This window comes from Microcoleus sp. Pol14D4 (genome assembly GCF_036701245.1).
Classification (GTDB): Bacteria; Cyanobacteriota; Cyanobacteriia; order Cyanobacteriales; family Microcoleaceae; genus Microcoleus.
This window is the reverse complement of the sequence record NZ_JAUBQM010000076.1, coordinates 11,629-34,743: the sequence shown is the minus strand read 5'-3', so window position 1 is coordinate 34,743 and position 23,115 is coordinate 11,629. Positions and strand designations below refer to the sequence as shown.

Genomic DNA, 23,115 nt, shown 5'->3' with positions numbered 1-23,115 from the left:
TTCGCGATCGAATTAGAAGGTGTCCCGAGCGGTGGGCGGATGTGATGTTATATTCTCCTCAACGGGATAGGGTAAAATTGCCCTTCACCAATGTCATAATCATCTGGCCCACGACCATGCTCTAAATCAGGCTCTTCTAAGCACCATTGACTTGTCGGTCTGACTCTCGGGACACAGGGATAATATATCCGATCGCTAGCAACTTTTGGGCGAGCGAAACTGTTTCTTTTCTTCATAACGGGCGTGCGACGCCCGTAGGATGCTCTAAAAGAGGACTGAAATAGATCGTATTTTTCCTCAAAATCTACAGTCGGTTTTAACCGACAGCCCGACAGGGAATGAATTCCCTGTCTCATAGCAAAAGTCTTCTGAAAGAGGACTAAAATCGATCGCACTTCCCGTCAAAATCTACAGTCGGTTTTAACCGACTTTCGCTATGAGGCAGGGAATTCATTCCCTGTCGGATTGTGGGAAAAGCGCGTATTTGCTGGCACTAAATTATTACAAATTCGGAGTCTTTCTCCCCACCTTCTGCACAGGAATAGCGACCACCTGCGGTTTCTTCTTCCCTGCAAACATCCCGAAGAAATCGTGCAGCAAAATATAGAAACACGGAATAATAAACAGCGTCAGCAAAGTTGCCAGCGACAAACCGGAAAACACCACCACACCCAGCGGTTGCAAGAATTCCGAACCGTCTCCAATGCCCAAAGCTAGGGGAAATAAACCCAAAACTGTCGTAATAGTTGTCATCAAAATCGGACGCAAGCGCTGAGGTGCCGCCCTGAGAATTGCTGTTGTGCGATCGACCTTTTCATCTTCCAGAATTTGGTTAGCCAACTCCACCATAATAATCGCATTATTTACCACAATTCCCACCAGCAAAATCGCCCCCACAATCACCGTTGCGCCGATCGCAGTTTTAGTCGCATACAACCCGAAAATCCCCCCAGCCAAAGCCAGCGGCACCGTTAACATAATCACCAGCGGATCGACAAGCGAATTGTACTGCACCGCCATCACCACAAATACTAAAAACGCCGCCAAAGATCCCAAAACAATCAGCGAACTTTGCAATTCCCGGTTAGTTTCCGCCGCCGAACTAGGTATCACTCGCACTCCCGGTGGCAATTTGATTTCAGACAAAACTGCATCCACTTGTTTCAAAGCATCGCCCAAACTCGCGCCCTTATTAACATTCCCAGCAATCATGAAAACTTGGCGCTGGTTAAGCCTTTGAATTTCCCCAGGCGCTTTTCCCAGTTCAATATTCGCCACATCGCTCAAGCGGATAATGCTGTTATCCCTAGCAGTTAAAGGGATAAATTTTAGTGCAGAAATCGATTGAACAGAAGCGCGATCGAACTGTACCCGCACATCAACCAAACGGTTTCCCCGCTGCAATTGCGTGGGAACAGAACCTTGAATTGCTGTCTGAATCGCCTCTCCAATTTGCCTCGCATTCAACCCGTAGATTTCCGCTTGTTCCCAGTTGGGTCGAATCTGCACTTCCGGCTGCTGCGGGTCTGCATCCGGGCGAAAAGTAGCTAAATTTACCTTCCGATCCAAAGTTGCCAATATCTCGCGGCCGGTTTGCTGCAATATTTGTTCGTTTTCGCCCTGAAGCAGGACATCAACTTCAGCGCCGCGCACTGGCGAATTAGTTAAGATCAAACCCCGCACATTTTCTGGATTCAGGCGCAAACGAGTATTTTTGGGCAAATCAATTTTTTGATTCAATTCTTGCGTAACTCGCTGCACAAAATCCAATGTATTGGTGCCAGGTTTTAGCGTAATGTTGCAGCCGCCGCGCAGCACATTCTCAACCGTATTGTTGCCGAACAACAGACCGCCCACTGTGGTCAAAGTGTATTGAGTTTCTGGTTGGCTGAGGATAATTTTATCCGCTTCTGCCATGATTTTTTGGTTGGTTGCCAAATTTGTGCCTGCAGGAAACAAAGCAAACAATCTCGCTTGACCGGTATTAATTCTGGGCAATATTTCCTGGGGGATTTGACCGGCCATCAGCCAACTGCCGCCGCCCAATCCAATAATCGCTACTGCAATGATCATCAACCGCCACCGTACTATGCCCGATAAAAATTTACCGTAACCGGCGGTAGCATTGGTAAAAGCTCGATCGAATGCGCGCAGCGGCCAAAAGTTGCTCAAACCGCTGGATACCCGCAGCGCTAGCAGTCGAGAAGCCATCATCGGTACAACTGTCAATCCGACAATCAGAGAGGCGGCGACGGAAAAGGTGATGGTGAGAATTAATTCGTTGAAAAGTAAGGAAACTAAGCCACCGATCAGCAAAAAAGGCAGTACGGCAACTAAGTTAGTAAGCGTGGAAGCAAATAAAGCTGATTCTAATTCTTGGCTGCTTTTTTCGGCTTGCTGGATCAACTGCTTGTTACTGAAGCGCTGACCGTTGGCACTTTTTTTATTGCTGGTTCCTTCGACAATATTCTCCAGCATGACGATCGAGTTATCGACCACAATTCCCACCCCCAGCGCCAAACCGCCCAAACTGAAAACGTTCAGAGATAGGCCAAAAACTCCCATCAGGATAATCGCCATTAAAGTTGCCAGGGGAATTGCCAGGACAATAATCAAAGTTTGGCGCAGGGAAGCGAGGAACAGCAAAACAGCAGCCCCCGCTAAAACAGCCCCGGTTAAACCAGAAAATAGGACATTGCTAATAGAATCGCGGATGAACTTAGACTCGTCGAAGGTATTGACGATAGTCGTACCTTCGGGAATTGCCCCGGATGCTTTTAATTCTTCTAGCCGCTTTTTGATACCGTCTACAACTGAGATTGTATTCGCGTCCGGCTGCTTTTGAATGCTAATTTTTACGGCTGATTTCTGATTGAGAAATACTTTAACTCGTTCTTCTTCTGTACCGTCAATTACCCGAGCAAAATCGCGCAAAAACACTCGTTTGGGCGGATTAGAACCCGATGCTTGAAAAGAAATTTCCTGAATTTCTTTTGCATTCCGAAACCGCCCGACGGTGCGGGTTAAAGGTTCCGCTGCTTCTTGCCGCAGCCGCCCGCCGGAAGTGTCGAGGTTGCGGGATTCGAGCGCTGATAAAACGTCGGAAATACTGACGCCTAAAGATTGCAAGCGATTTAAGTCAATATTTACTTGAATTTCTTCTTGCACGCCGCCGGCAACGTCAATTGCTGCTATTCCAGGAATTACGTTTAGTTCTCTGGATAATTCTTCGTCGGCAAATACGCGCAAATCAACTCCTTGCAAGGAGTTGGAAGTGAGGGCAAATTCGTAAATCGGCTGCTGGGAAGGGTCAACTTTGAAGAGAGTGGGCGATTCAACTGTATCGGGAAGTCGGTTGCGGATACGGTTGACAGCGGCGGTGGCGTCGTTGAGGGCCTGGTCGATGTTGCCCCCGGGTTTGAAGAATAAATCGACGCTGACTTGTCCTTCGCGAGTCCGCGAGAAAACTTGCATGACGCCTTCAGTTGCGGAAAGTCCTTGTTCGAGGGGGCGGGTAACTTCGTCTATTGCTACTTCTGGGGAGACGCCGGGGGCGTCTAAGCGCACGCCGATGCGGGGATAGGTGATGGAGGGCAGCAAGTCAACGGGCAGTTGGGTGATGTAAAAAAAGCCCACGATTATAATAGCAAGTGTCAGCATGAGGGTGCCGATGTGGCGACGAATGGCGGTCGCGCTAATGCTGAATCCGGGTTTGTCGGGGGTCATTTGATTTTAGATTTTAGATTTTAGAATTGAAAAATTTACCCAGTCAGTCAGCCTGCAAAGGAATGAATCGCGGGGCTGGCGACCAAATTGTTTTCGGTCAGGCTTTATTTTGTATAGGGAGTGAGAGAATATTTACGCTCTGCACCTGACAAGTAGTATAATAAATTTTAATAAATTGTGAAAAATGTTTTTTTGAATATTCCTTTAGAGGTAGTCGATCGCCCAAAATGCAGATTGACAGAAATTGCGATCGGCTTTTTTATCGATCGAAAGCAATGGCGATTTACTGCTATCGTGGGGGTAGGTTGACTATATTGTTGGCCTTACCTACAGGTTGGTTGTAAAACCGGCCACTCCATTCTTATTCGCCGTTGCAGATTTACGGTATGGAAGGCTAAATATGCCGGATCTTCCGTACTTCGTGTGTTCATTTATCTGAAATTAATAGCCTAAATCTTTACACAGCAAGGGTTTCCGGTCTTACTTTAGTTAATTTGGAGCCATTTTTTCCTTCGATTCATACATAGCTTGGGTTTTAACTACTTAAACTAATGGTTGGGCACACTAACTAAGGAAGAGCCAGCTTTACTAAAAAGTTCTTTCTGGTGATTTACTGCCATTCACCCTATTTCCTAAAAAAACCCGGTTTCTTCAAAAAACCGGGTCTTTCACACTTAAACTGCGTGTTTTCGATACCAATCAATCGTATTTTTCAACCCTTCCTTAAACTTCACCTCCGCCACAAAACCAAACTTTTCCTTAGCCCTTTGGGTATCCAAACAGCGGCGCGGCTGACCGTTCGGTTTGTCTGTTTCCCAAACAATTTCTCCCTCAAATCCCATCAATTCGCAAATCGTTTCCACTAAATCGCGAATTTTAACTTCACTATTCGTTCCCAAATTAACCGGGTCAGATTCACTGTAAGATTGAGCCGCCATCACAATTCCCCGCGCGGCATCTGTGGAATACAAAAACTCGCGACTAGGGCTGCCGTCGCCCCAAACTGGCAGTGTTTTGTCTCCCCTTTGTTGCGCTTCGTAGACTTTGCGAATTAATGCGGGGATGACGTGGGAACTTTTCGGATCAAAGTTATCTTCGGGGCCGTACAGATTTACTGGTAGCAAGTAGATACCGTTGAATCCGTACTGCTGGCGGTAGGATTGCAGTTGCACTAATAAGGCTTTTTTGGCAATTCCGTAAGGTGCGTTAGTTACCTCTGGATAGCCGTTCCACAGGTCATCTTCTTTGAAAGGAACTGGGGTTAAATTGGGATAAGCGCAAATGGTGCCGACGCAGACAAATTTTTCGACTCCTGCTTCGTAGGCGGCGTGGATTAGTTGCACGCCCATCATCAAGTTATCGTAAAATAATTCAGCGGGTTTGAGTTGGTTTAAACCGATGCCGCCGACGTGGGCGGCGAGGTGAATGATGATATCTTGTTTGTCGGCGGCGCGCTTGCAGTTTTCCATAACGCGGAGGTCGCACTCGCGCGATCGAGTTACAGAAATTTTATCAGCATCGGCCCCTGCTTTCACTAGCTGGTCGATTACCTGACGGCCCAAGAAACCGGCGCCGCCCGTGACTAGAATGCGTTTGCTGCTTAAATCCAAGCTTGTCATAATTTTAGCCTCGGGATTTTGAATAAGGGTCGATCGACAATTTCAACTCTAAAATTGTTGCTTTAGCAAAAAAAGCTTTCAGCTACAGGACGAGGTTGCCCACAAATTTGTTTTAGCGGCGGCAGATAGGGACAATTTGCTCAGTCCACACCCGAAACTTAAATATAGGGGTCGCGCCTCCTCAACTATCATTTTAATGTTTTTTTTAGCCCGCACAGCCGAAAATTTTTCGAGCAATTAAGCTGGTTCTTTGAATGCCGATCGCGCTAATAGCTGTAAAAATCCTCTGATCAGTTGTGAAGTGTTTGCAGGGGCTATCCCCCGGTGCGCCTTTCGCCAAAGGGGTAGACACGGGGCCCTACCCCTACAAATTGTTCGCACTGAGGGCTTGGTTTAGCGACTTAATCAAATCCGTTGCCCGAACCTCGACCTTGCTGCTCTAAAGCTTTCATGTCAGCATCTACCATTAAATGTACTAACTCCTGAAAAGTTACAGAAGGTTCCCAATTTAATTGCTGGCGCGCCTTAGTCGAATCGCCAATCAAAAGTTCGACTTCTGCCGGCCGCAAGTAGCGTTCGTCAAACTCCACATATTTTTGCCAATCTAAATTGACGTAAGTAAAAGCCAAATCGAGAAATTCTTTAATGGAATGGGTCTCGTTGGTAGCAATGACATAATCGTCAGGCTTGTCTTGTTGCAGCATCAGCCACATCGCCCGCACGTAGTCTTTAGCATAGCCCCAGTCCCTCTTGGAATCGAGATTGCCCAAATAAATCTTTTTCTGCTTGCCGGCGACTATTCTGGCAACGGCGCGAGTAATTTTGCGAGTTACAAAAGTTTCGCCACGGCGGGGAGATTCGTGATTGAACAAGATGCCGTTGCAGGCAAAAAGTCCGTAAGATTCGCGATAATTTACTGTTTGCCAGTGCCCGTAAACTTTGGCGCAGGCGTAAGGACTTCTGGGATAAAAAGGAGTTGTTTCCTTCTGCGGAACTTCCTGCACCAAACCAAACATTTCCGAAGAACCTGCTTGATAGAACCGCACTTCTATGCCGGTTCGGTGCTGATAGTCCCGAATTGCTTCTAGCAGGCGCAATACTCCCATCCCTACTGTGTCAACCGTATATTCCGGCGAGTCAAAACTGACTCGAACGTGAGATTGAGCGCCTAAGTTATAAATTTCTACCGGCTGAACTTCTTCCAATATCCGGCGGAGAGTGGTGCCGTCCGTCAAGTCGCCGTAGTGTAGAAACAGGCGTGCACCCTCGCTGTGAGGATCGACATAGATGTGGTCAATTCGATCGGTATTGAAACTAGAACTGCGCCGGATAATGCCGTGAACTTCATATCCTTTCTCTAACAGTAATTCGCTCAAGTAGGAGCCGTCTTGACCTGTAATACCTGTTATTAGCGCTCGCTTGCGTTGCGTCATCTGATTTTCCTGTGACAGGCTGTGTTAATTCACAATAATTTTTTGGCAGAGGCTGTTGCTCCCTGCCGGCCGTATTCTCAAACTCTACGTTAACTGCTTTATAAAACTTACTCAAACTTAACTTTAGTTACCTAAAGCCAGTTGAAGTTTACTTCCTACGCTGTTGGGTAGTGGGCTATCCCAAGATAAGTAGGCTATCCCCCTTAAGCCAAAGGTTATAGAGTTAAGTTTAACACCTAAACCTAAAGTAGTCTATCTAGAAGAACCGATCTTTCTAGATGAATAAGAGTTAGGTTTATTTAAGTATTTGCCCCTTTAGTTAAGCTCACAATTCTTCGATCGGCACCCAGGAAATTTTTAGTTTTGACAAAGAGTTTGTCGCGGATTGTCAGTAGTCAGCATCAGTGGTCAGTAACAAATAAAACTAACTACCGATTGCTGACTGCGGACAAAAATTAATATGCGCCGTTATTTTTGGGAAAAATCACAACTCCAATTGTTTTGAAAACAATCCACATATCCATCCAAAGGTTTTTGTCATTTGCGTAATAGAGGTCGATTTGGACTCGGCGGGGATAGGGAATGTCGTTGCGACCGGACACTTGCCACAAGCCTGTAATTCCAGGCCTTATGGTGAGAATTTTGTTGATGTGACTACCGTATCTCGGCAGTTCTTCTTCAACTAAAGGTCTCGGTCCGACGACGCTCATATCTCCTTTTAAAACATTCCAAAACTGGGGAAACTCGTCTAAACTGGTCATTCGTAAAAATCTTCCAATCCAGGTAATTCGAGGGTCTTGTTTCAGCTTGAAATTGTCCTCAAACTCTTGACGCAAATGCGGAGAATTTTCCATGATTTCTAGCAATATATCGTCCGCATTTTCCACCATCGTTCTGAATTTAAGGCAATAAAACCTTTTACGGTTTTTGCCTACTCGTTCCTGTACGTAAAAAATAGGACCGGGCGAGCTTAAGGCGATTAAGAAAGCCAAAAGCAGGTAAACCGGAGCAAACAGGATCAGAACCGATAAGGAAAACAGGATGTCAAATAACCGCTTGAAAAGTTCTCCGTCGAGGCTCTGTAGAGAACGACTTATGCGTCTATCTCCTTGCAGGACAGACCCAAAACCGCGTCTTGCGATCGCTCGAATTACCTTACCGGAGATTAGTTGGCTGTCGGCAGTCATCTTACTCCTTCACTTCACACCACACACAGTCCTGATCATAAAGCCTCAAGACGCTTTGTTCTCTCAATTATGTTTCCAATACTCAATTTTCTGCCTTCTAAAGGCTTCAAAAGGCAGAAGGAAGAAGGAAGAGGGCTTCTGGCGGCATAAGGAAAAAGGCACAAGGCACTTATGCAGAGGTCTTCTGAAGGCACTTATACAAAGGCAGAAGGAAGATTGTCCCGCTATCGGGGTCTGGCACTCTCAAGCCCCAGACTCGGTAAAATCACGGGAGTGAAATTCCTGATAGCAGCGTTCCACAAAAGCTAGATAGCGCTGCCCAAAAACTTCCGGGGCAAACTGTTCAGCGCGCAACCTGCAGATTTCTGGCCGAAATGTGCCTTGCAACTGCTCAAATTCCTTGACAGCTTCGACTAATGCTGCTGCTGTTTGGGAGGAAAAAAATAAACCAGTCCCTGTCTCTGGGTGTTGGCGAATGTCGAGCACTGTCTCCAAAGCGCCCCCTGCTGCATAGGAAATTACTGGTGTTCCGCAAGCTTGAGCCTCTACCAAAGCTATGCCAAAATCTTCGCAAGCTGCATATACAAACGCTTTCGCCTCTGCCATGTACTTTTCAACTATGGAGGCGGGCTGCCAGCCGAGCACTTGCACGTTGGGTTTGGCGATTTGCCGAATCATTTCTAATTCTGGCCCGGTGCCGATGACAATTAGAGTATGCCCGAGTTGATTGAATGCTTGGACGATCGCACTTACGTTTTTGTAACTTACCAACCGACAAACTGTGACGTAAAAGTCCTGTTTTTGCCGCATCAAGGAAAATCGCTCGATATTTACCGGCGGATAAATCACCTCGGCCCGCCGCCGATAGCAGCGCCAAATTCGGCGCGCAGTGTGTTGAGAGTTAGCGATGAAATAATCAACGCGATTGGCGGAAATTACGTCCCACTGCCGCAGTCGATGCAACAAATATCGCGTCAGCAGCCCCGGAATGCCCCGTCCGGCTTTGCTGCTACGCAAATAGTCAAAAGTTAAGTCCCAAGCGTAGCGCATGGGAGTGTGGCAGTAGCAGACGTGCATTTGCTGGGGACTGCTGAGGATGCCTTTGGCCACAGCGTGGGATGATGAGAGGATGATGTCGTATTCTCGCAGATCTAGTTGTTCGATCGCGATCGGCAGAAATGGCAAATATTTTTGGACGCCGCTGCGGGCCTTGGGAAAGTGCTGCAAAAATGTTGTGCCAATCTGTCGCCCGAAAAGATAGCTTTCGGGATTGGTTGATTCAAAGTCGATGAGGGCATAGACATCTGCCTCGTCTACGTGTTTGAGGATTTCCTGTACTACGAGTTCTGAACCGCCAGTAGCTAAGGGCGTCAACCATTCGTGAACTAGGGCGTATTTGAGTTTTTTCACTTGTATTTGTAGCCGATCGAACGATTTGTTAGCGCCAGTGCTGTCAATATTAGTCTTACTAAGGGATCAACTTACGCAATATCCAGCTATCAACCAGGTTTCTAGGTAGGTATCTAGGTCAAACCAAGGATTTTGGGAATAAACGGAGTTTTTGTCAAATCAACCACAGCAAAACTGCCCTCTCCGGCAAGGATTTCCCCGATTGTTGACAAGAAATACTATTAGGCGGAATACTAAGGGTGATTTGCGAGCGCCTAAATCTTCGGAACGGGCGATCGGCTCAATGTGGTGTGAGGAAAAATGTCCAAATTTTTGTGGAAGGGACTTTTAGTTAGTCCCGCTGTATTGGCAGCAAGTTTAGTAGTATCTTCGACGGCGCTAGCAGAGCAACCTGTAGAAATTGCCACGGCAGCTCAAACTGATAAATTGCAATTAGCAGGTGCTGCAACCGAGGCAGCCAAGTCTGAGACAGCAAAGCCTGAGACAGCCGAACCAGCGTCACTAGCTAGCAACTTGACTGTTGAAACTATTGAGAAAGAAAGTGCGAACCTCTACGAGGGCTTTCCTTCGGATCGCTTCGCTAACGCTAACGATCCCATCCCCCCAGTTGCCGAACAAGCAAAAGCAACGGAAAACGCAGTTGCAGCAGATTTAAGCGAAACCAAACCCGCAGTAGCGCCCGCAAATTTAAGTGCCGAACAACCAGTCGCGCAGCAAATCCCCGCAGTAGCGCCCGCAAACTTAAGCGAAACGCAACCCGCCGCATCACTGGCTAATTTAAACGCAGAAAAACCGGCCGCGCAACCCGAGCAAATTTCGCAATCCACAGATTCAAGCGCCCAACCTCAAGCACAGTCAAATGTTTTAGAACAAATCAATCAATACAGCGCAGAAGACAGTCACAGCGAAGATGGGGCTGGCCAAGTAACCTCAGTTTCTCAACTTTCCGACGTTCGGCCGACCGATTGGGCATTCCAAGCTTTGCAATCCCTAGTAGAGCGCTACGGGTGCATAGCTGGCTATCCTGACGGCACTTTTCGCGGCAATAGGGCGATGACTCGCTACGAGTTTGCAGCAGGTTTAAATGCGTGTTTGGATAAAGTTACCGAGCTGATTCAAGGCGGTTCCAGAAGTCTGGCGACGCGAGAAGATTTGGCTTCTGTGCAAAGGTTGCAAGAAGAATTTGCGGCGGAGTTGGCAACTTTGCGCGGCCGCGTCGATGCTTTGGAAGCGCGCGCCTCGGAATTAGAAGCAAATCAGTTTTCAACTACGACTAAACTCAACGGCGAAGTAATATTTGGTTTGGCGGGTATCGCCGGGGGAGAGGATGCCGAGGGCCGCGAAGCTGATAAAACCACGGCTTTTGGCAGCAGGGTTCGGATAAATTTCGACACGAGTTTTTCTGGAGAAGATTTGCTGAGAACTCGACTGCAAGTTTTGAATCTGGGTTCGTTTTCTACGAATAATACGAAAACCGCTGAAGGAGAATTGCGGTTTAACGCCGGGCCTTTTGCCGAGGCTAGCAATACTGTAGGTTTAGATGCGCTGCTTTACCAATTCCCTCTAGGGAAAAACACGACTGTAATTCTCGAAGCCAACGCTGGCGCTGCTGATGATTTTGCTAACACTGTCAACCCTTACTTTGACGGAGACGGTGGCAGCGGTGCTCTTTCTAATTTCGGTACTCGCAACCCGATTTACTATTTGACTGGCGGTTCTGGCATCGCTCTGCGGCATCAGTTTGGGGAAAAACTCGAGCTGAGTTTGGGATATTTGGCCGGCAACGCTGCGAACCCGACACAGGGTAACGGTTTGTTCAACGGTTCTTACGGCGGTTTGGCTCAGTTGACTTTCAAACCGAACGACGACATGGCTTTAGGTTTAACTTACGTTAATTCCTACAACTTCGTTACTGGTACCGGGAGCAATGCTTCTAATTTTCCGGTGCGTCTCGGTTCCTTCGGCCTCGACAGCGACAGCACTCTGCCAGTTACTAGCAATTCCTACGGCGCACAAGCTTCGTGGCGGTTGAACCGGAGATTGGCAATTGGCGGTTGGGCGGGTTACACCAACCAGCGCATTTTATCCAACTTGGCTACTCCTGCAGGTTCTGTGCAGAGGGGGGATCAAAAAATCTGGAACTGGGCAGTTACTTTGGCTTTTCCCGATTTGTTGAAAGAAGGAAATGTGGCCGGCATTTTGGTAGGTATGGAGCCGCGGGTGACGAGTTCTACTAATCGGACTTTGCCGGAAGATAAGGATACTTCGCTGCACGTTGAAGGTTTTTATCAGTTTAAGTTGAGCGACAATATTTCTATCACTCCCGGCCTGATTTGGCTAACTGCTCCTGACCACAATAAGAATAATTCTGATTTGGTGATTGGGGTGGTCAGAACGACGTTTACTTTCTAGGAGCAGCCCACACCAATTTTAGATTTTAGATTGGCGGTTTTAATCTAAAATCTAAAATGGCAAATCTAAAATTGTCCGAGCTTGGGTTTGATGTTTAAACAAAAACGACCAGCTTTAGCAAAAGCTGGTCTGCACAAATAGTTAAATCCGTTGTGTTCCCACAGTGTTGTTCTCACAGTGAGGAAACCCAAGTTGCACGTTTCTTTGCAAAGGGTTCTAAAAGAAATATCATCTCTCTTAAGTGGTACTATAACAACAAAATTTAATTTTATGTAATAAAACTTTACATTACAGGCGGTTTTTAATTTTTAGGACGATCGCACTTTTTTGCACTTTGTATAATAAAACCTGTTTCTAAAACCCGCTCTATACGTAGGTTGATGCCTACCAAACCTTTTATTTTGCGAAAAAACGAGGTTTCGAGGGCCGATCGTCCTTTTTTATCACTTTATATAAATCAAGCCGGAGCTTGCTGCGGTCTGCCCCAGACAATTCGCTCCTGCTTGTATACAACCATACCCGGTTTCGCGCCTTTCGGCTTGTATACATATTTCGGTTCTGTATAAACCACGGGGACTTGTTCGCTGTGGCGGGCGCGGCTGTAGTAAGCAGTCATGTCGGCGGCAAATTGCAAATCGGTTTCTTCAGCCACAGTACCGGGTTTGAGACGCAGCAAAGCGTGGCTTCCGGGAATCTCTAGGGTGTGGAACCACAAGTCGTAGTCGTTGGCGGTGCGAAAAGTGAGTTGGTCGTTTTGGCGGTTGTTGCGCCCGATTAACAATTCAAAGCCGCTGGGGGTTTGGTAGCGGTGAAATTCGATCGCAGCATTTTTGTCGGTACTGCGATAATCTGGTACGTCTAGATATTTTTGCTGGATCAGTTCTTCGCGGATTTCGGCGAGGGTTTGCAAATCTTGGGTGTTGCGGTAGGTTTCCAATACTGAAAGTGCGACTTCAACTTGTTCTAAATAGTCGATTTCTTCCTGTACCGCGGCTAACAAAGGTTCTACTGCAATGCGTGCTCTTTTAAGTTTTTGGTGTTTTTTGTAGAGGGCTTGAGCGTTTTGAACGGCGTTTTTTTCCGGGTTTAGGGCAATGATAACTGGTTTCTCGGTTTCAAAGTCGGGGAGAGAAATCGATTTCATTCCCGGTTCCCAATGCTGCAAATTTGCCATCAGCAAGTCGGCTTGGGATTTGTGCGTGTCGGCGTCTGCTGATTGCTGCAAGCGTTCTTTAAACGTGTTGGCTTTGAGGCGCAGTTTGGCTAAGACGTTGTTGAGTTTTTGGGTAAGCTGATGCCGCAGTTGGGCGAATACTTCTTGATTGATTTCGCCTGTGTAGTAGCTGTTAAGTAATTCTTGAACGGAAGAGGAAGGTTCGGCAACGGATTCTGTAACGGATTTAACGGATGTTAGTTCGATGGCAGTCGGAATAAGGGAAGAAGAAGAATAGGAAGAAACAGCGTTATTTTCTGGTGTCGGCCAATCGATGACGGTGTAGCCTTCGGGGGTAAAACTCGGGTGAAATTTGGAGTTTTCTAAGCATTGCAGCCAGTATAGCCAGCGCTGGAATAGTTGCTGCCATTGGTCGGGATTGAGGCTGTCGGTGGATTGTTCGGGGTCTAAAGAAGCCGATCGAATCATTGACAAAACTAAGGCTTTACTCATCCCTCGGTAATTCTTCAACAGATTGCCCTTTAATTGCCCAGGAACCAGGCTAATTCGCGATTGCCAGCGGTTTTGAGATTCGCTCAGACTCGGCACTGCATCGGTCAAAGACGGGGGCATTTCGTAGGGTTGCCCGGTTTGGATGGGGCGGACGGTGGACTGTTTGGCGCTGACTTGGTGGGCGCAGGTGACAACGAGGTTGTCTTGGGCGGTGAGGATGACGTTGCTGTACTTGCCCATGATTTCGGCGTAGAGATGCCAGAGGGCGGGTTCTCCGGGGCGTTTGGCGAATTGCAAGTCGATGACTCTTTCCCAGGATGAAACAGGGGCGATAGAAACTAAGGCTAAACCGCTGAGTTGATGCCGCAGTTGTTCGCTGAAGGTGAAGGTGTCGGGAATGCGGGGCGGGGGGTCGCCGACGCAGATGCGGGCGGCCACAGGATGCCAGGAAAGGTCAATCCAGCCGCGCCCTTTCATGGTGCGGAGGGCTAGGGACACGGTAAATCGATCGCGCTGGTAGACTTGTTCTAAGCGCGCTGGCAGCCATTGGGCTCGCAGTTCGCTGCAAGCTGCGGTTAATGTTGTAAAGTCTACGGGTTGCACGGTGGCCTCTTTGCGATCGAACTATCTATTTATATGCTGACAGATATCGGTCACATTTTACTAACTAATATCAAATTATTGTTTACTCTTGGGTTCGCATCCTTCGCTATGAAAGCCCTTCAATAATCCCGTTAACAAATAACAAATAACAAATAACTAATAGACATCTCCTAAAAAGCAGGTTTTGAACAGGCAGGGGAACTGTTCCACAAGAATTATGGCAGATATCTAATAACAACTAACTAATAACTTCCCGAATCAATTGCAAATGTTTGTACAAAGGTGCGATCGTATTGGCGGCGATCGCACCGCTAGCAGCAACAGCGGGCAAACCAATTCCCGGAAACGTCGAATCTCCGCAGCAAAACAGCCCCGCTAAAGGCGTTCTCGGCCCGGGAAACAAGCCGCTACCAGCCCGAATTCCGGGCCCGTAGGAACCGCGATGGCGGCGCAAAAACCGTTCGTGGGTGAGGGGTGTCCCAACTAAGGTGACTTCGCAGCGCGATCGAATATCGGGGATAATTCTCTCTAAGGCTTCCCACATTACCTCGGCGCGCGCTTGTTTTTGCAGCTTGTACTCTTCGCTAGTGCGATTCCCTTCGGGATAGCTGCGCCGCGCGTGCTTTTGCCACAAATCGTAAGGCTCGTTTCCGGGGGTATATGCGTGAATGACGTGCTTTCCCGGAGGCGCGAGGTAGGGGTCGAGCAGGGAGGGAATCGAGACGAGAACGACGTTCTGAGGGGCGGAAACTCCCATTTCCCAGTCTTTGACGAAGATGTAGTGACAAGCCAAGTCCGATCGCACTCCGGCAGCATCAATTCCCAGATGCAGGTGCATGAAGCTGTCGCACTCTGGCGTCGCCTGCCGCTGTTGCCGAAACCTTTGCGGGACAGAGGTTTCAGGCAACAGTTTCAGGGTATCCCAAACGGAAGCGTTGGAGACGACGGCTTTGTGCGATCGAATAATTTTGCCCGATCGCAGCCGCACGCCCGCAGCCCGGTTGTTTTCCACCAAAACTTCTGCAACGTGGGAATTTAGCAGCAACCGCCCTCCGTGGCGCTCTAAACCGCGTACCAGGGCATTTACCAAAGCTGCACTACCGCCGATCGGATAGTCCAAAACTGCATTGGGGCGATACCAGTCGGCGAACATGAAAGCGACTTCGGCTGCGATCGTTCCGTCGGCGGGAAGTCCAGACAGCAGGAAACACAACAAATTCAGCCAATTTCGGACAAAGGGATCTTTGACGTTTTTGTCCATAATTTTGCTGAAAGGGCCTGCAAGTGCGATCGCGTCGCCAGCACTTTGCAGGAAAGCCGGCGCAAATTGACCGAGGGTAAAAATACTGCCCAAATCGAAGCGCAAAGCCAGGGAGGGTAAGGCTGTGGCAGCTTTGGCGTAGGGTTCCATGATGCGCTGGAGTTGCCGCCATTCGGCGACTGCTGCGGCGCCGCGCAGTTGTGCGAGCACTTCGCCAAATTGACTCGCACCGACGGATGTGTCGAAATCGCCTTCTGGCAAACAGCAACCCCAGGTATCGTAGGTGATGCAGGGGAGTTTTTCGCCGATCGCATCCAAAACTTGCCGCAGGGGATTGGCAGACGGGCTGTAGGATAATCCTGAGTACAGGGAGGGCCCGGAGTCGAAGCTAAATCCCTCGCGTTCAAAACCGTGTGCGGCGCCGCCCGCGATCGAATGGCTTTCGCAAACCACAACCTCAAAGCCATAGCGGGCGAGCATTGCAGCGCAAGTCAAGCCGCCGATCCCGCTGCCGATGACGATGATTTCTGTGTCTGTGGGGGCGATCGCAACCATGTTTTTCTCCGCTACTTCAGCTAATATTATCTCTGTTACCAACAATAAAACTGGTTTGTATATTAAATGGAAAATATATCTATTCTAGAACAAGCCGCTAAATCTAATTCTAAACCATCTTCCAACGCCGTAGTTGCCGCCCTCCTCGAAGCTGAGAAAAGCGCGAAAAAAACCAAAATTCGCTATTCTTTCGAGCAATTAATCGGCAACTGGCAACTCTGCTTTATCACCGGGACGAAAAAGACTCGACAAAAAGCGGGAATTGTCTTGGGTGCGGGACGTTACATCCCTCAGTGGATTGCGAAAATTCAAATTGCTTATTCGGCTGAACCTGTTGCTGAAGGGGAAGCGTCTAGCGAAACCGGTAGGGTGGAGAATTCGGTGCAAGTTGGGGCGATCGAACTCACTCTTTCCGGGCCGACTAAGTTCTTGCCTAACAATATTTTAGCTTTTGATTTTACCAGAATTACGGTGAAGTTGTTGGGTAAAACTGTGTATCAAGGATTTATGCGCGGTGGAGAAGCGCGGGAGGCAGAATTTTTTAGTTTGAGTGTGGGGAAGCAGGCATTTTTTGCATATTTTTTGGTAGAAGATGGGATAATTGCCGCTAGGGGAAGGGGCGGCGGGTTGGCTTTGTGGGGGAGAGTTTAGCTGGAAATGTGCGATGGGGAAACAAGAGTATTGATTGGTCTCAACTTATCTGTATCTCTCGTTTGTATCGAAGTGTATATCCCCCTAAATCATCAGGGCTGTTTCATTCTCCCCAGGCCCGCCAGGGGTTGAAACCCCCGACGGACTTTTGCTATTAAGCGGGGGTTAAAACCCCCGACGGACTTAATAGGGAGTCGCTACAATTGTCCCCGTCATTTGTGTTTATTTGTTAGGTACGATCGCACATAACAACTTCAAACACACCCCCCGGAATAAACCGACACAAAGCCCTCCGCCGATCGTCCGCATCTTGGCGGTTGACAAAACGCGCAATTGTATAGTGCTCAGCATTCGGTAAAATTCGGACGATCGCCCAAGAATTGCGATCGCCACCCTTTGACTTTTCAGGTGTTTTCTCTCGCGAGTTTGACTTGAGTTCGATCGCGGGGCGATCGGCGATCGTCGGAGAATTGGCTTTTCTGAGAGTGTTGAGGTAGCGGGCGATCGTACTTCCTTTGAGATTCGCCCCGACGCGCAGAATCAGAAACACCGCAAAGCTTTCGATCTCTGGCCCCGTCATGCGCGCGCGATCGGCCTCAAAATCCTCATCAGAGTAGCTGCGGATACCCGACAGCAGTTGCGTGATGCCAAAATCATTCAAAGCTTGTTGATAGCCGCGGTTATATTCGCTGCCGTCGCTCACAGGCTTTACCATAGTAATAGTCTCCTTTTATGTGGACTGTCTCCTTGTATTTGGGGAACCATTAGCCAGCGCGAGCCCTGCAAAAGTTCAGCGCTGGCTTTTGACTCTCTAAGATTATACCACTTAAACGTTACATATGTGTGTCGATAATGACGTGAACTCGACAAGATAGCGCAGATACAGCACAATGACGATTACCGTAGACAAGAAAATACTGAGCCTCTGATGACCAAACGCTTAACCACTTATTTGGCTGATGGAATCCATGACATCCTTGAAGAGTGGGCAAGTCAAGAACGCCGTTCAGTCAGCAGCTTGTCAGCATTCATTTTGGAGCAAGCAGCCAGAGAACGGCAAAAGGAAATGAAACAACAGCCCCAGCCATCGGATGACAAGCAGGAGAAGAGTTGAGTGCAGTTGGGGCGATCGCTCTCTCAAACAAACTGAGGGCTGAAGTTTTTTATTGCTGATTCATGCGCGCGCGATCGGGCGCATAGTGCTGTGCAAAAGCAGCATTGTGCTGCATATTCGACAAAATTGTCTAAAATACTCGACAATGACGATCGGCTTAAATAAGAAACAATTAACCTCTAATGTCTAAACGCATATCAACCTCGATAGGAGAAGGAATCTATGACCTACTTCAAGAGTGGCCAAATGAGGAACGCCGTTCAATCAGCGGCTTGTCAGCATTCATTTTGGAACAAGCTGTGAGGGAACGTCAAAAACAAATGCAAAAACAGTCCCCACCATCCGATGAGAAACAGGAGAAAAGTTGAGTGGACGCATCAAAGCCAAAGAAACCGGGTTTTTTGCGGTTTTTGCCGGCTGTAACGAAGTATTTGGCAAAAAAACCCGGTTTCTGACCACCCCTGCGTCCAGAACTATATGAAATTTATCGGCATAGACTTAGGTTTGAGTTCAGCAGCAAGGGGTTTGTGCTATTTGAATTGGCAAAATAACCAATTAGAATTAATAGAGTGCGATCGCCCCCACTCACCAGGCTAAAGCATTTCGACATCAAGCCAGAGGTTTGAAACATAAATTTTCGCCCCTCTGCCTACCCCCTAAATCTCTCGCCCAAACATCACATCACCCTTTTCCGGCCGGTATCCGCACAGTGAAAATAGATCCTTTTCCTTTTTCGCTTTCTACCAAAATTTCCCCGCCCATCATCTGACAATAGTAGCGGCTAAGTGTCAGCCCCAATCCGGCGCCTTCGTACTGTCGCGTTGATGAACAGTCAGCTTGCACAAAAGCTTCAAACAATTTGTGCTGTTGTTCTTGGGACATTCCAATTCCGGTATCCTTAACCGATAAGCAAATCCAATCCGACTCTTGAACATTCAGCAGGGGACAAGCTATCGCGCCAGAATTAGTTTCATCGGCAGGTATTGGATCGTCAATCGCCGATCGCCCTGCTGCATTCAACTTGCCGCTTCCTTCAATGCGCCTGACAGTTAGTTTAACTCTGCCGTTTTTGGTGAACTTGGCAGCATTACTCAGCAGGTGCATCAAAACCTGCCGCACTTTTTTGAAATCTGCGTGCATGATACCCGCAGTTCGATCGCACTCAATCTCCAAAACATTGCCATTTTTTTCTACCAACGGTTTCGCGGCACACGCAACATTGTCAACCAGGGATTCGATGTCAAACTCTTGGATTTCGAGTTTCATCCCCCCCGCTTCAATTTTTGACAAATCGAGGATATCGTTAATCAAAGATAGCAAATGCGTGCCCGCCTTCTGAATCTTCTGCAAGTCGGGTACAAACTCATCAAATCCCGCATCTTGGGCATCTTCTGAAAGTAGTTGACTGTAGCCGATAATCGCATTTAAAGGAGTCCGCAATTCGTGGCTCATGTTTGCTAAAAACTGGCTTTTAGCAGTGTTAGCGGTGACGGCGGCTTCCTTAGCTTGTTTCAATTCTTTTGTATGTTCCGAAACTCGCTCGATTAGGTGATTGAGAGACGCAGCTAATGAGCCTATTTCGTCTTGTCCGGTGACGGAGGCTCGCAAATCAAAATTCGACTCGGCGGCCACTTGTTTGGCAATCTGAGTGACGCTCACGACTGGTTTAGCGATCGCCCGACTGGTACGGTCAGCCACCATTCCGGCTACCACGACCGACAGCAGCATACTAATAATAATTATGGCTTTTTCCATTCCTTGAGCGTCTTCCATCACTTCACCGCCTTGCCCCTCTTGCTGCTGGGCAATATCGAGGATTTGTCTCAATCTCTCAAGGCTGCTGTTGAGCTGTTTTACACCTTCTCCGCTTTCTGTGGCCAACAATTTTGTGGCCGACTCTATCTCCCGACGTGACATTTGCGATTGCTGGATTTGCTGCAAAGCTGACTTGAGAGTATCGGCATAGGATTCTAAATCTTCCGTGCAATCTTGTAGTAAACTTTTGAGAACTTCCGGCTTTGCTGCCAGCCAAGCAGGTTGGCTATCGGCAAACTTTTCTATGCGTAGCCGCAGCTCTTTTGCCTGTAAAATGCTCTTAACAAACTGCTCTTCTTGAAGTTTCAGCTTGGCGGAATTATCTACAAAAGAATCTAGCTGCGCTCCCTGCAATTGTGCCGCCATCGCTGCATCTTTAAAATTGCCTAGTAATTGCGCTTGTAGGTGAGCGTCATTGAATTGTTTTAATCCTTGTCCTTGGTAGTAATCAGCAATCACCAGCCCGCTCAAAGAGCCAAAAAATCCGATTCCTATTGCCAAAAAATACCCGCGACCAATTTTTTTATGGATGGACAAAGCACCAATTTTATATGGCCACGTTTGGCGGAGTTTTAAGGATGGTATTTCTACAAAATCCTTTCTGGATATTTTATTGTGTGCGGTTTCTAGAGAAGCGACTCGTTCAGAAATAAAGAGCGGCATCAGTTTACCTACCTTGCTATTTTTTTGTTTACCTTTCGCGTTGCCACAGGTTCTTTCTGCGGGTTAAATGGTTCTAACTCTCGATTAAACTCGCCTTGGTATTCCCAAACGGCAACTGATAAACTTGCTTCGTTCCCGGTTTTTTTTAGCAAGTTAATTTTGGACATATGCAACCGCTGTATTCTGCTAAAATCTACCACGCTCTTAAGTTCTCCAAATGGAAAGCTTGTCTGTTTAACCGTAGACATCTGCGAAAAAGCATCTGAAACTATTGTCGAGTCAGAGGAGAAACTTAAATTCGGTTGATGTCTAAGAGATAATTAGGCTGTTGATGACTGTTGCCAAATTACTTTTTCGACTCGTAAAAGTCTGCCACAGGCAAAAAAAAATAAAAATTTATACACGCAATGAATTATCTCTGCGTGGAATGTTACAGGCAGAAAATTCTCTCTGACCTGTTTTGCCTGTGAGTAGCCCAAAGCTGATATTGTCTGTTGACAATGCACCCGATTCCTCAGCTTGGGAGTTTTGCTGCCAGCAATGCGACGATTGCTTGACGGTTTTTTTCGATCGTCCGACAACTTTGTAGCACAGAATGTCACAAATGCAGGAGCCGATCGAACTTTTGCACCCTGGCGATCGACTTTTGGCACCGTTGCCCCGCACAGACAAGTCTGAGGTAAAGTGTCGTTAGTTGAGTATAACTGTAGGGCTTGCGAAAAGAAACCCGGTTTCCGGGAGTCAACTGTTGGCGATTGCGAGTTCTGGAGTTGCGGTGGTCAATTCGATCGCCAGTGCTAGCTTACCGTCTCTACCCAAAGCTTCATCGGCCAAGTGTACCATCCAGCGATTCGGCTTGGCTTGGGGTCTGGCGGCGAGAACAGCGGCCCAAGCTTCCCGTTCTTTGCCGCGACCCAACAGCGCAGCACAAACAGTCAAAGCTGTGGCAGTTGAACGGCTGATCCCACTTTGGCAGCAGATCAGCAAACTGCCTCCCTGTGGTGACATTTTGAGGGCAAAGTCAATAATTTTAAGTACATCCTCAATGGTAGGCAAGATTTGATCGGGGTCGTCAACGGGGGTGTCGAGATCGTTAAACTCCAGGCACATTCGATTTGGGATTCGATGAAAAGTTTTAGGTTCCGGCACACCGGGACTGCCGATCGAGATCAGGTATTTAATCTCGCGCCCCGCAGCGCGGTCAACAATGTATTCGCTGGCTTCTGCTTGCGAAGCAATCAGGATGTTCGGCAGTTTTTCACCCGATAAATCTGCAGAGACTGAGGAATCAAAATCAACTGTTTCTGTCTCAGTCCTGACATCCGCCAAGTATTGGGCAGCCAGCGCCCGAACGTCAGCAAATTCCCGATTTAAAGCTGTTTCCAGAGCCAAAATAGCAGCCGTTGAGCCAATTTGACCGAGGGATTTAACAGCGTTTTGGCGCACTCCAGAAGTTTCGTCTCCCAGCAGCCGCACCAAACCTGCCACAGCTTCCTCTGTCCCAATTTCCCCCAAAGCAGCAGCAACTCTCCACCGCACATAAGATTCGCTGTCGCCAATTGCGCTCGCCAGTCCCGCGACCACCATTTTTTGCAATTTCGCATCTCCCTCTGTATTGATGTTCCCAAGGGCCACCGCCGCCCTGCCGCGCACGAAAATGTCTCGATCCGAGAGCGACCGGATTACGGCCACCATAGCCGCCTCGCTGCTGATTTCTCCCAAGGCAGAAACTGCACTGCCCCGCACGTCTGAGTCGTTATGGTTGAGGGCTTGTACCAGCCCGGCCACAGCCGTTTCCGTGCCAATTTGTCCCAAGGCCTCGGCGGCCCTCAAAGAAACTGCATAGGAGTCTGGGTCGTCGTGAAGCAATTCTATTAAGCTGGGTACTGCCTCACAATCGCCGATTTTCCCCAAAGCCGCCGCGGCCCTAGCGCGGACGATGTGATTTTCGTCTCTGAGGGCATTCAGCAGCCCGGGAACTACCTCAGAGACGCCGATTTTCCCGCAGTTGACCGCCGCCCGCCAGCGCACCTCGGAGTCGGGGTGGTTGAGGGCTTTCAGCAGCGCGGGGACGGCTGTTTTCGGGTTAATTTTGCCCAAGGCCCAAACAGCCCGGGCGCGTACCTTGGACTCTGGGTGTTTGATGGCTTTGAGCAGTGCTATGGCGGCGGGTTTCGAGTTAATTTCTCCTAAAGCCCAAGCGGCCCAAGCTTGCATTTGGGAATCTTGGGATTCGAGCGATCGGGCTAATTCAATTACTGCTGCTTCGGAGCCGATTTTGCCGATCGCTCGAATCCCCTCAAGGCGCACTGCACTTTCTTGGTGGTTCAATGCGGCCACCAGCATTGGAATTGCCATATCGGAACTTGTTAGGGCCAGCAGTTGAATTTTGAGCAGCGGCGAAGTGGGGATTTTGTCGATTAATTTTATGGTAGCTGTTTGAAATTCTGGCTTTACCGTTCCTGCTAGCTTCGAGCCGAGTTTTAAATTTACTTTTAGAGCTAATTTTACTGCCCGCAAAGCCAGACTTTGCTGTTCTACTTGCGGCAATATAGTCGCCAAGGTGCGCATCCCTTGTTTTTGTTTCAAATATTTATGATGGAATTGAGCATCGCTGAGCTCGGGTAGCTGTTGGATGAGGCTTGCTGCTGAAGTCACTGATTTATCCTAATATTTTGGCGAGCGGTTGAGATTGCTCTTTTAAACTGTCTTTCAAAAATATGGCGTCTACAAAACGCTACTTCTAAAAAAAAGCTTGCACCCACTTCTAAAATATGTCTTATTCCACTATTTTTGCAACTCCCCAATTATTAATTATCGGGTTTGTTTGGGCGATCGGCTTGACAATTAGTTGCGCTTGCTGATTGGCATCGCTGCGCTTTTAACTTGCCTAACTCTGCTATATCATTTTATACTCACATCTTGCACCATTGTCAGGAAGAGGCAAGATGCCTGTTCCACAATAAAATTCAGCCTTTGTGGAACAGGCATCTTGCCTGT

General features: G+C 48.0%; 15 protein-coding genes. 5 read left to right on the top strand and 10 right to left on the bottom strand.

Going from position 1 to position 23,115, the window contains the following annotated elements:
- Positions 1 to 501: 501 nt before the first annotated feature.
- The 5 genes from QUA33_RS22180 to QUA33_RS22160 all read right to left on the bottom strand — a co-directional run bounded on the left by QUA33_RS22180 (position 502) and on the right by QUA33_RS22160 (position 9,375).
- The gene (locus QUA33_RS22180; RefSeq protein ID WP_333151199.1) at positions 502 to 3,726 is read right to left on the bottom strand and encodes an efflux RND transporter permease subunit; all 3,225 of its coding nucleotides are present in this window, start codon (positions 3,724 to 3,726) and stop codon (positions 502 to 504) included.
- Positions 3,727 to 4,400: 674 nt separating this feature from the next.
- Positions 4,401 to 5,345, bottom strand: coding sequence for a GDP-L-fucose synthase (locus tag QUA33_RS22175; RefSeq protein WP_333151197.1), 945 nt, complete (start codon positions 5,343 to 5,345; stop codon positions 4,401 to 4,403).
- A 401-nt stretch (positions 5,346 to 5,746) separates the two neighbouring features.
- Entirely contained in the window at positions 5,747 to 6,778 is a 1,032-nt protein-coding gene (gene gmd / locus QUA33_RS22170; RefSeq protein WP_333151195.1) for a GDP-mannose 4,6-dehydratase, read from the bottom strand.
- A gap of 455 nt (positions 6,779 to 7,233) precedes the next feature.
- Positions 7,234 to 7,965, bottom strand: a complete 732-nt coding sequence (locus QUA33_RS22165; RefSeq protein WP_333076234.1) for a sugar transferase — start codon at positions 7,963 to 7,965, stop codon at positions 7,234 to 7,236.
- 243 nt (positions 7,966 to 8,208) lie between these two features.
- Positions 8,209 to 9,375: a glycosyltransferase gene (locus tag QUA33_RS22160; protein ID WP_333151193.1), complete on the bottom strand. Its 1,167-nt coding sequence runs from the start codon at positions 9,373 to 9,375 to the stop codon at positions 8,209 to 8,211.
- Positions 9,376 to 9,675: 300 nt separating this feature from the next.
- Here QUA33_RS22160 and QUA33_RS22155 point away from each other — a divergent pair, with 300 nt between their 5' ends.
- Complete coding sequence (locus QUA33_RS22155) at positions 9,676 to 11,787, top strand: iron uptake porin (RefSeq protein ID WP_333151191.1); 2,112 nt, start codon at positions 9,676 to 9,678, stop codon at positions 11,785 to 11,787.
- A gap of 457 nt (positions 11,788 to 12,244) precedes the next feature.
- Here QUA33_RS22155 and QUA33_RS22150 read toward each other — a convergent pair whose 3' ends face one another.
- Both QUA33_RS22150 and QUA33_RS22145 read right to left on the bottom strand, forming a co-directional pair.
- Positions 12,245 to 14,056 (bottom strand): NFACT RNA binding domain-containing protein, encoded by a 1,812-nt coding sequence (locus QUA33_RS22150; RefSeq protein WP_333151189.1) that lies wholly within the window; start codon positions 14,054 to 14,056, stop codon positions 12,245 to 12,247.
- A gap of 238 nt (positions 14,057 to 14,294) precedes the next feature.
- A complete protein-coding gene (locus QUA33_RS22145; RefSeq protein ID WP_333151201.1) occupies positions 14,295 to 15,872 on the bottom strand; it encodes an NAD(P)/FAD-dependent oxidoreductase in 1,578 nt (525 codons plus the stop codon).
- 66 nt (positions 15,873 to 15,938) lie between these two features.
- Between QUA33_RS22145 and QUA33_RS22140 the strand changes: the two genes are divergently transcribed.
- The gene (locus QUA33_RS22140; RefSeq protein WP_333151187.1) at positions 15,939 to 16,523 is read left to right on the top strand and encodes a hypothetical protein; all 585 of its coding nucleotides are present in this window, start codon (positions 15,939 to 15,941) and stop codon (positions 16,521 to 16,523) included.
- A gap of 229 nt (positions 16,524 to 16,752) precedes the next feature.
- On the opposite strand, the gene QUA33_RS22135 is transcribed toward QUA33_RS22140, so the two are convergent.
- Positions 16,753 to 17,238, bottom strand: a complete 486-nt coding sequence (locus QUA33_RS22135; protein WP_333151185.1) for a hypothetical protein — start codon at positions 17,236 to 17,238, stop codon at positions 16,753 to 16,755.
- 213 nt (positions 17,239 to 17,451) lie between these two features.
- Here QUA33_RS22135 and QUA33_RS22130 point away from each other — a divergent pair, with 213 nt between their 5' ends.
- Both QUA33_RS22130 and QUA33_RS22125 read left to right on the top strand, forming a co-directional pair.
- A complete protein-coding gene (locus tag QUA33_RS22130) occupies positions 17,452 to 17,637 on the top strand; it encodes a ribbon-helix-helix domain-containing protein (RefSeq protein ID WP_333128561.1) in 186 nt (61 codons plus the stop codon).
- Positions 17,638 to 17,819: 182 nt separating this feature from the next.
- Positions 17,820 to 18,005, top strand: coding sequence for a ribbon-helix-helix domain-containing protein (locus QUA33_RS22125; RefSeq protein WP_333151184.1), 186 nt, complete (start codon positions 17,820 to 17,822; stop codon positions 18,003 to 18,005).
- A gap of 313 nt (positions 18,006 to 18,318) precedes the next feature.
- Here the strand turns inward: QUA33_RS22125 and QUA33_RS22120 are convergent, their stop codons facing one another.
- Positions 18,319 to 20,115 carry an ATP-binding protein gene (locus QUA33_RS22120; RefSeq protein ID WP_333151182.1) on the bottom strand — a complete coding sequence of 599 codons (1,797 nt, stop codon included), beginning with the start codon at positions 20,113 to 20,115 and terminating at the stop codon, positions 18,319 to 18,321.
- Positions 20,116 to 20,655: 540 nt separating this feature from the next.
- Here QUA33_RS22120 and QUA33_RS22115 point away from each other — a divergent pair.
- Positions 20,656 to 20,793 carry a hypothetical protein gene (locus tag QUA33_RS22115; protein ID WP_333096194.1) on the top strand — a complete coding sequence of 46 codons (138 nt, stop codon included), beginning with the start codon at positions 20,656 to 20,658 and terminating at the stop codon, positions 20,791 to 20,793.
- Between the two features lie 63 nt (positions 20,794 to 20,856).
- On the opposite strand, the gene QUA33_RS22110 is transcribed toward QUA33_RS22115, so the two are convergent.
- Positions 20,857 to 22,773: a HEAT repeat domain-containing protein gene (locus QUA33_RS22110; RefSeq protein WP_333151180.1), complete on the bottom strand. Its 1,917-nt coding sequence runs from the start codon at positions 22,771 to 22,773 to the stop codon at positions 20,857 to 20,859.
- Positions 22,774 to 23,115: the final 342 nt, after the last annotated feature.

What these genes read in the sequence shown, in the direction of transcription:
- QUA33_RS22180 (WP_333151199.1), bottom strand. Translation starts at nt 3,726, where the DNA reads ATGACCCCCGACAAACCCGGATTCAGCATTAGCGCGACCGCCATTCGT.
- QUA33_RS22175 (WP_333151197.1), bottom strand. Translation starts at nt 5,345, where the DNA reads ATGACAAGCTTGGATTTAAGCAGCAAACGCATTCTAGTCACGGGCGGC.
- gmd (WP_333151195.1), bottom strand. Translation starts at nt 6,778, where the DNA reads ATGACGCAACGCAAGCGAGCGCTAATAACAGGTATTACAGGTCAAGAC.
- QUA33_RS22165 (WP_333076234.1), bottom strand. Translation starts at nt 7,965, where the DNA reads ATGACTGCCGACAGCCAACTAATCTCCGGTAAGGTAATTCGAGCGATC.
- QUA33_RS22155 (WP_333151191.1), top strand. Translation starts at nt 9,676, where the DNA reads ATGTCCAAATTTTTGTGGAAGGGACTTTTAGTTAGTCCCGCTGTATTG.
- QUA33_RS22145 (WP_333151201.1), bottom strand. Translation starts at nt 15,872, where the DNA reads ATGGTTGCGATCGCCCCCACAGACACAGAAATCATCGTCATCGGCAGC.
- QUA33_RS22140 (WP_333151187.1), top strand. Translation starts at nt 15,939, where the DNA reads ATGGAAAATATATCTATTCTAGAACAAGCCGCTAAATCTAATTCTAAA.
- QUA33_RS22135 (WP_333151185.1), bottom strand. Translation starts at nt 17,238, where the DNA reads ATGGTAAAGCCTGTGAGCGACGGCAGCGAATATAACCGCGGCTATCAA.
- QUA33_RS22130 (WP_333128561.1), top strand. Translation starts at nt 17,452, where the DNA reads ATGACCAAACGCTTAACCACTTATTTGGCTGATGGAATCCATGACATC.
- QUA33_RS22125 (WP_333151184.1), top strand. Translation starts at nt 17,820, where the DNA reads ATGTCTAAACGCATATCAACCTCGATAGGAGAAGGAATCTATGACCTA.
- QUA33_RS22120 (WP_333151182.1), bottom strand. Translation starts at nt 20,115, where the DNA reads ATGCCGCTCTTTATTTCTGAACGAGTCGCTTCTCTAGAAACCGCACAC.
- QUA33_RS22115 (WP_333096194.1), top strand. Translation starts at nt 20,656, where the DNA reads ATGCGACGATTGCTTGACGGTTTTTTTCGATCGTCCGACAACTTTGTA.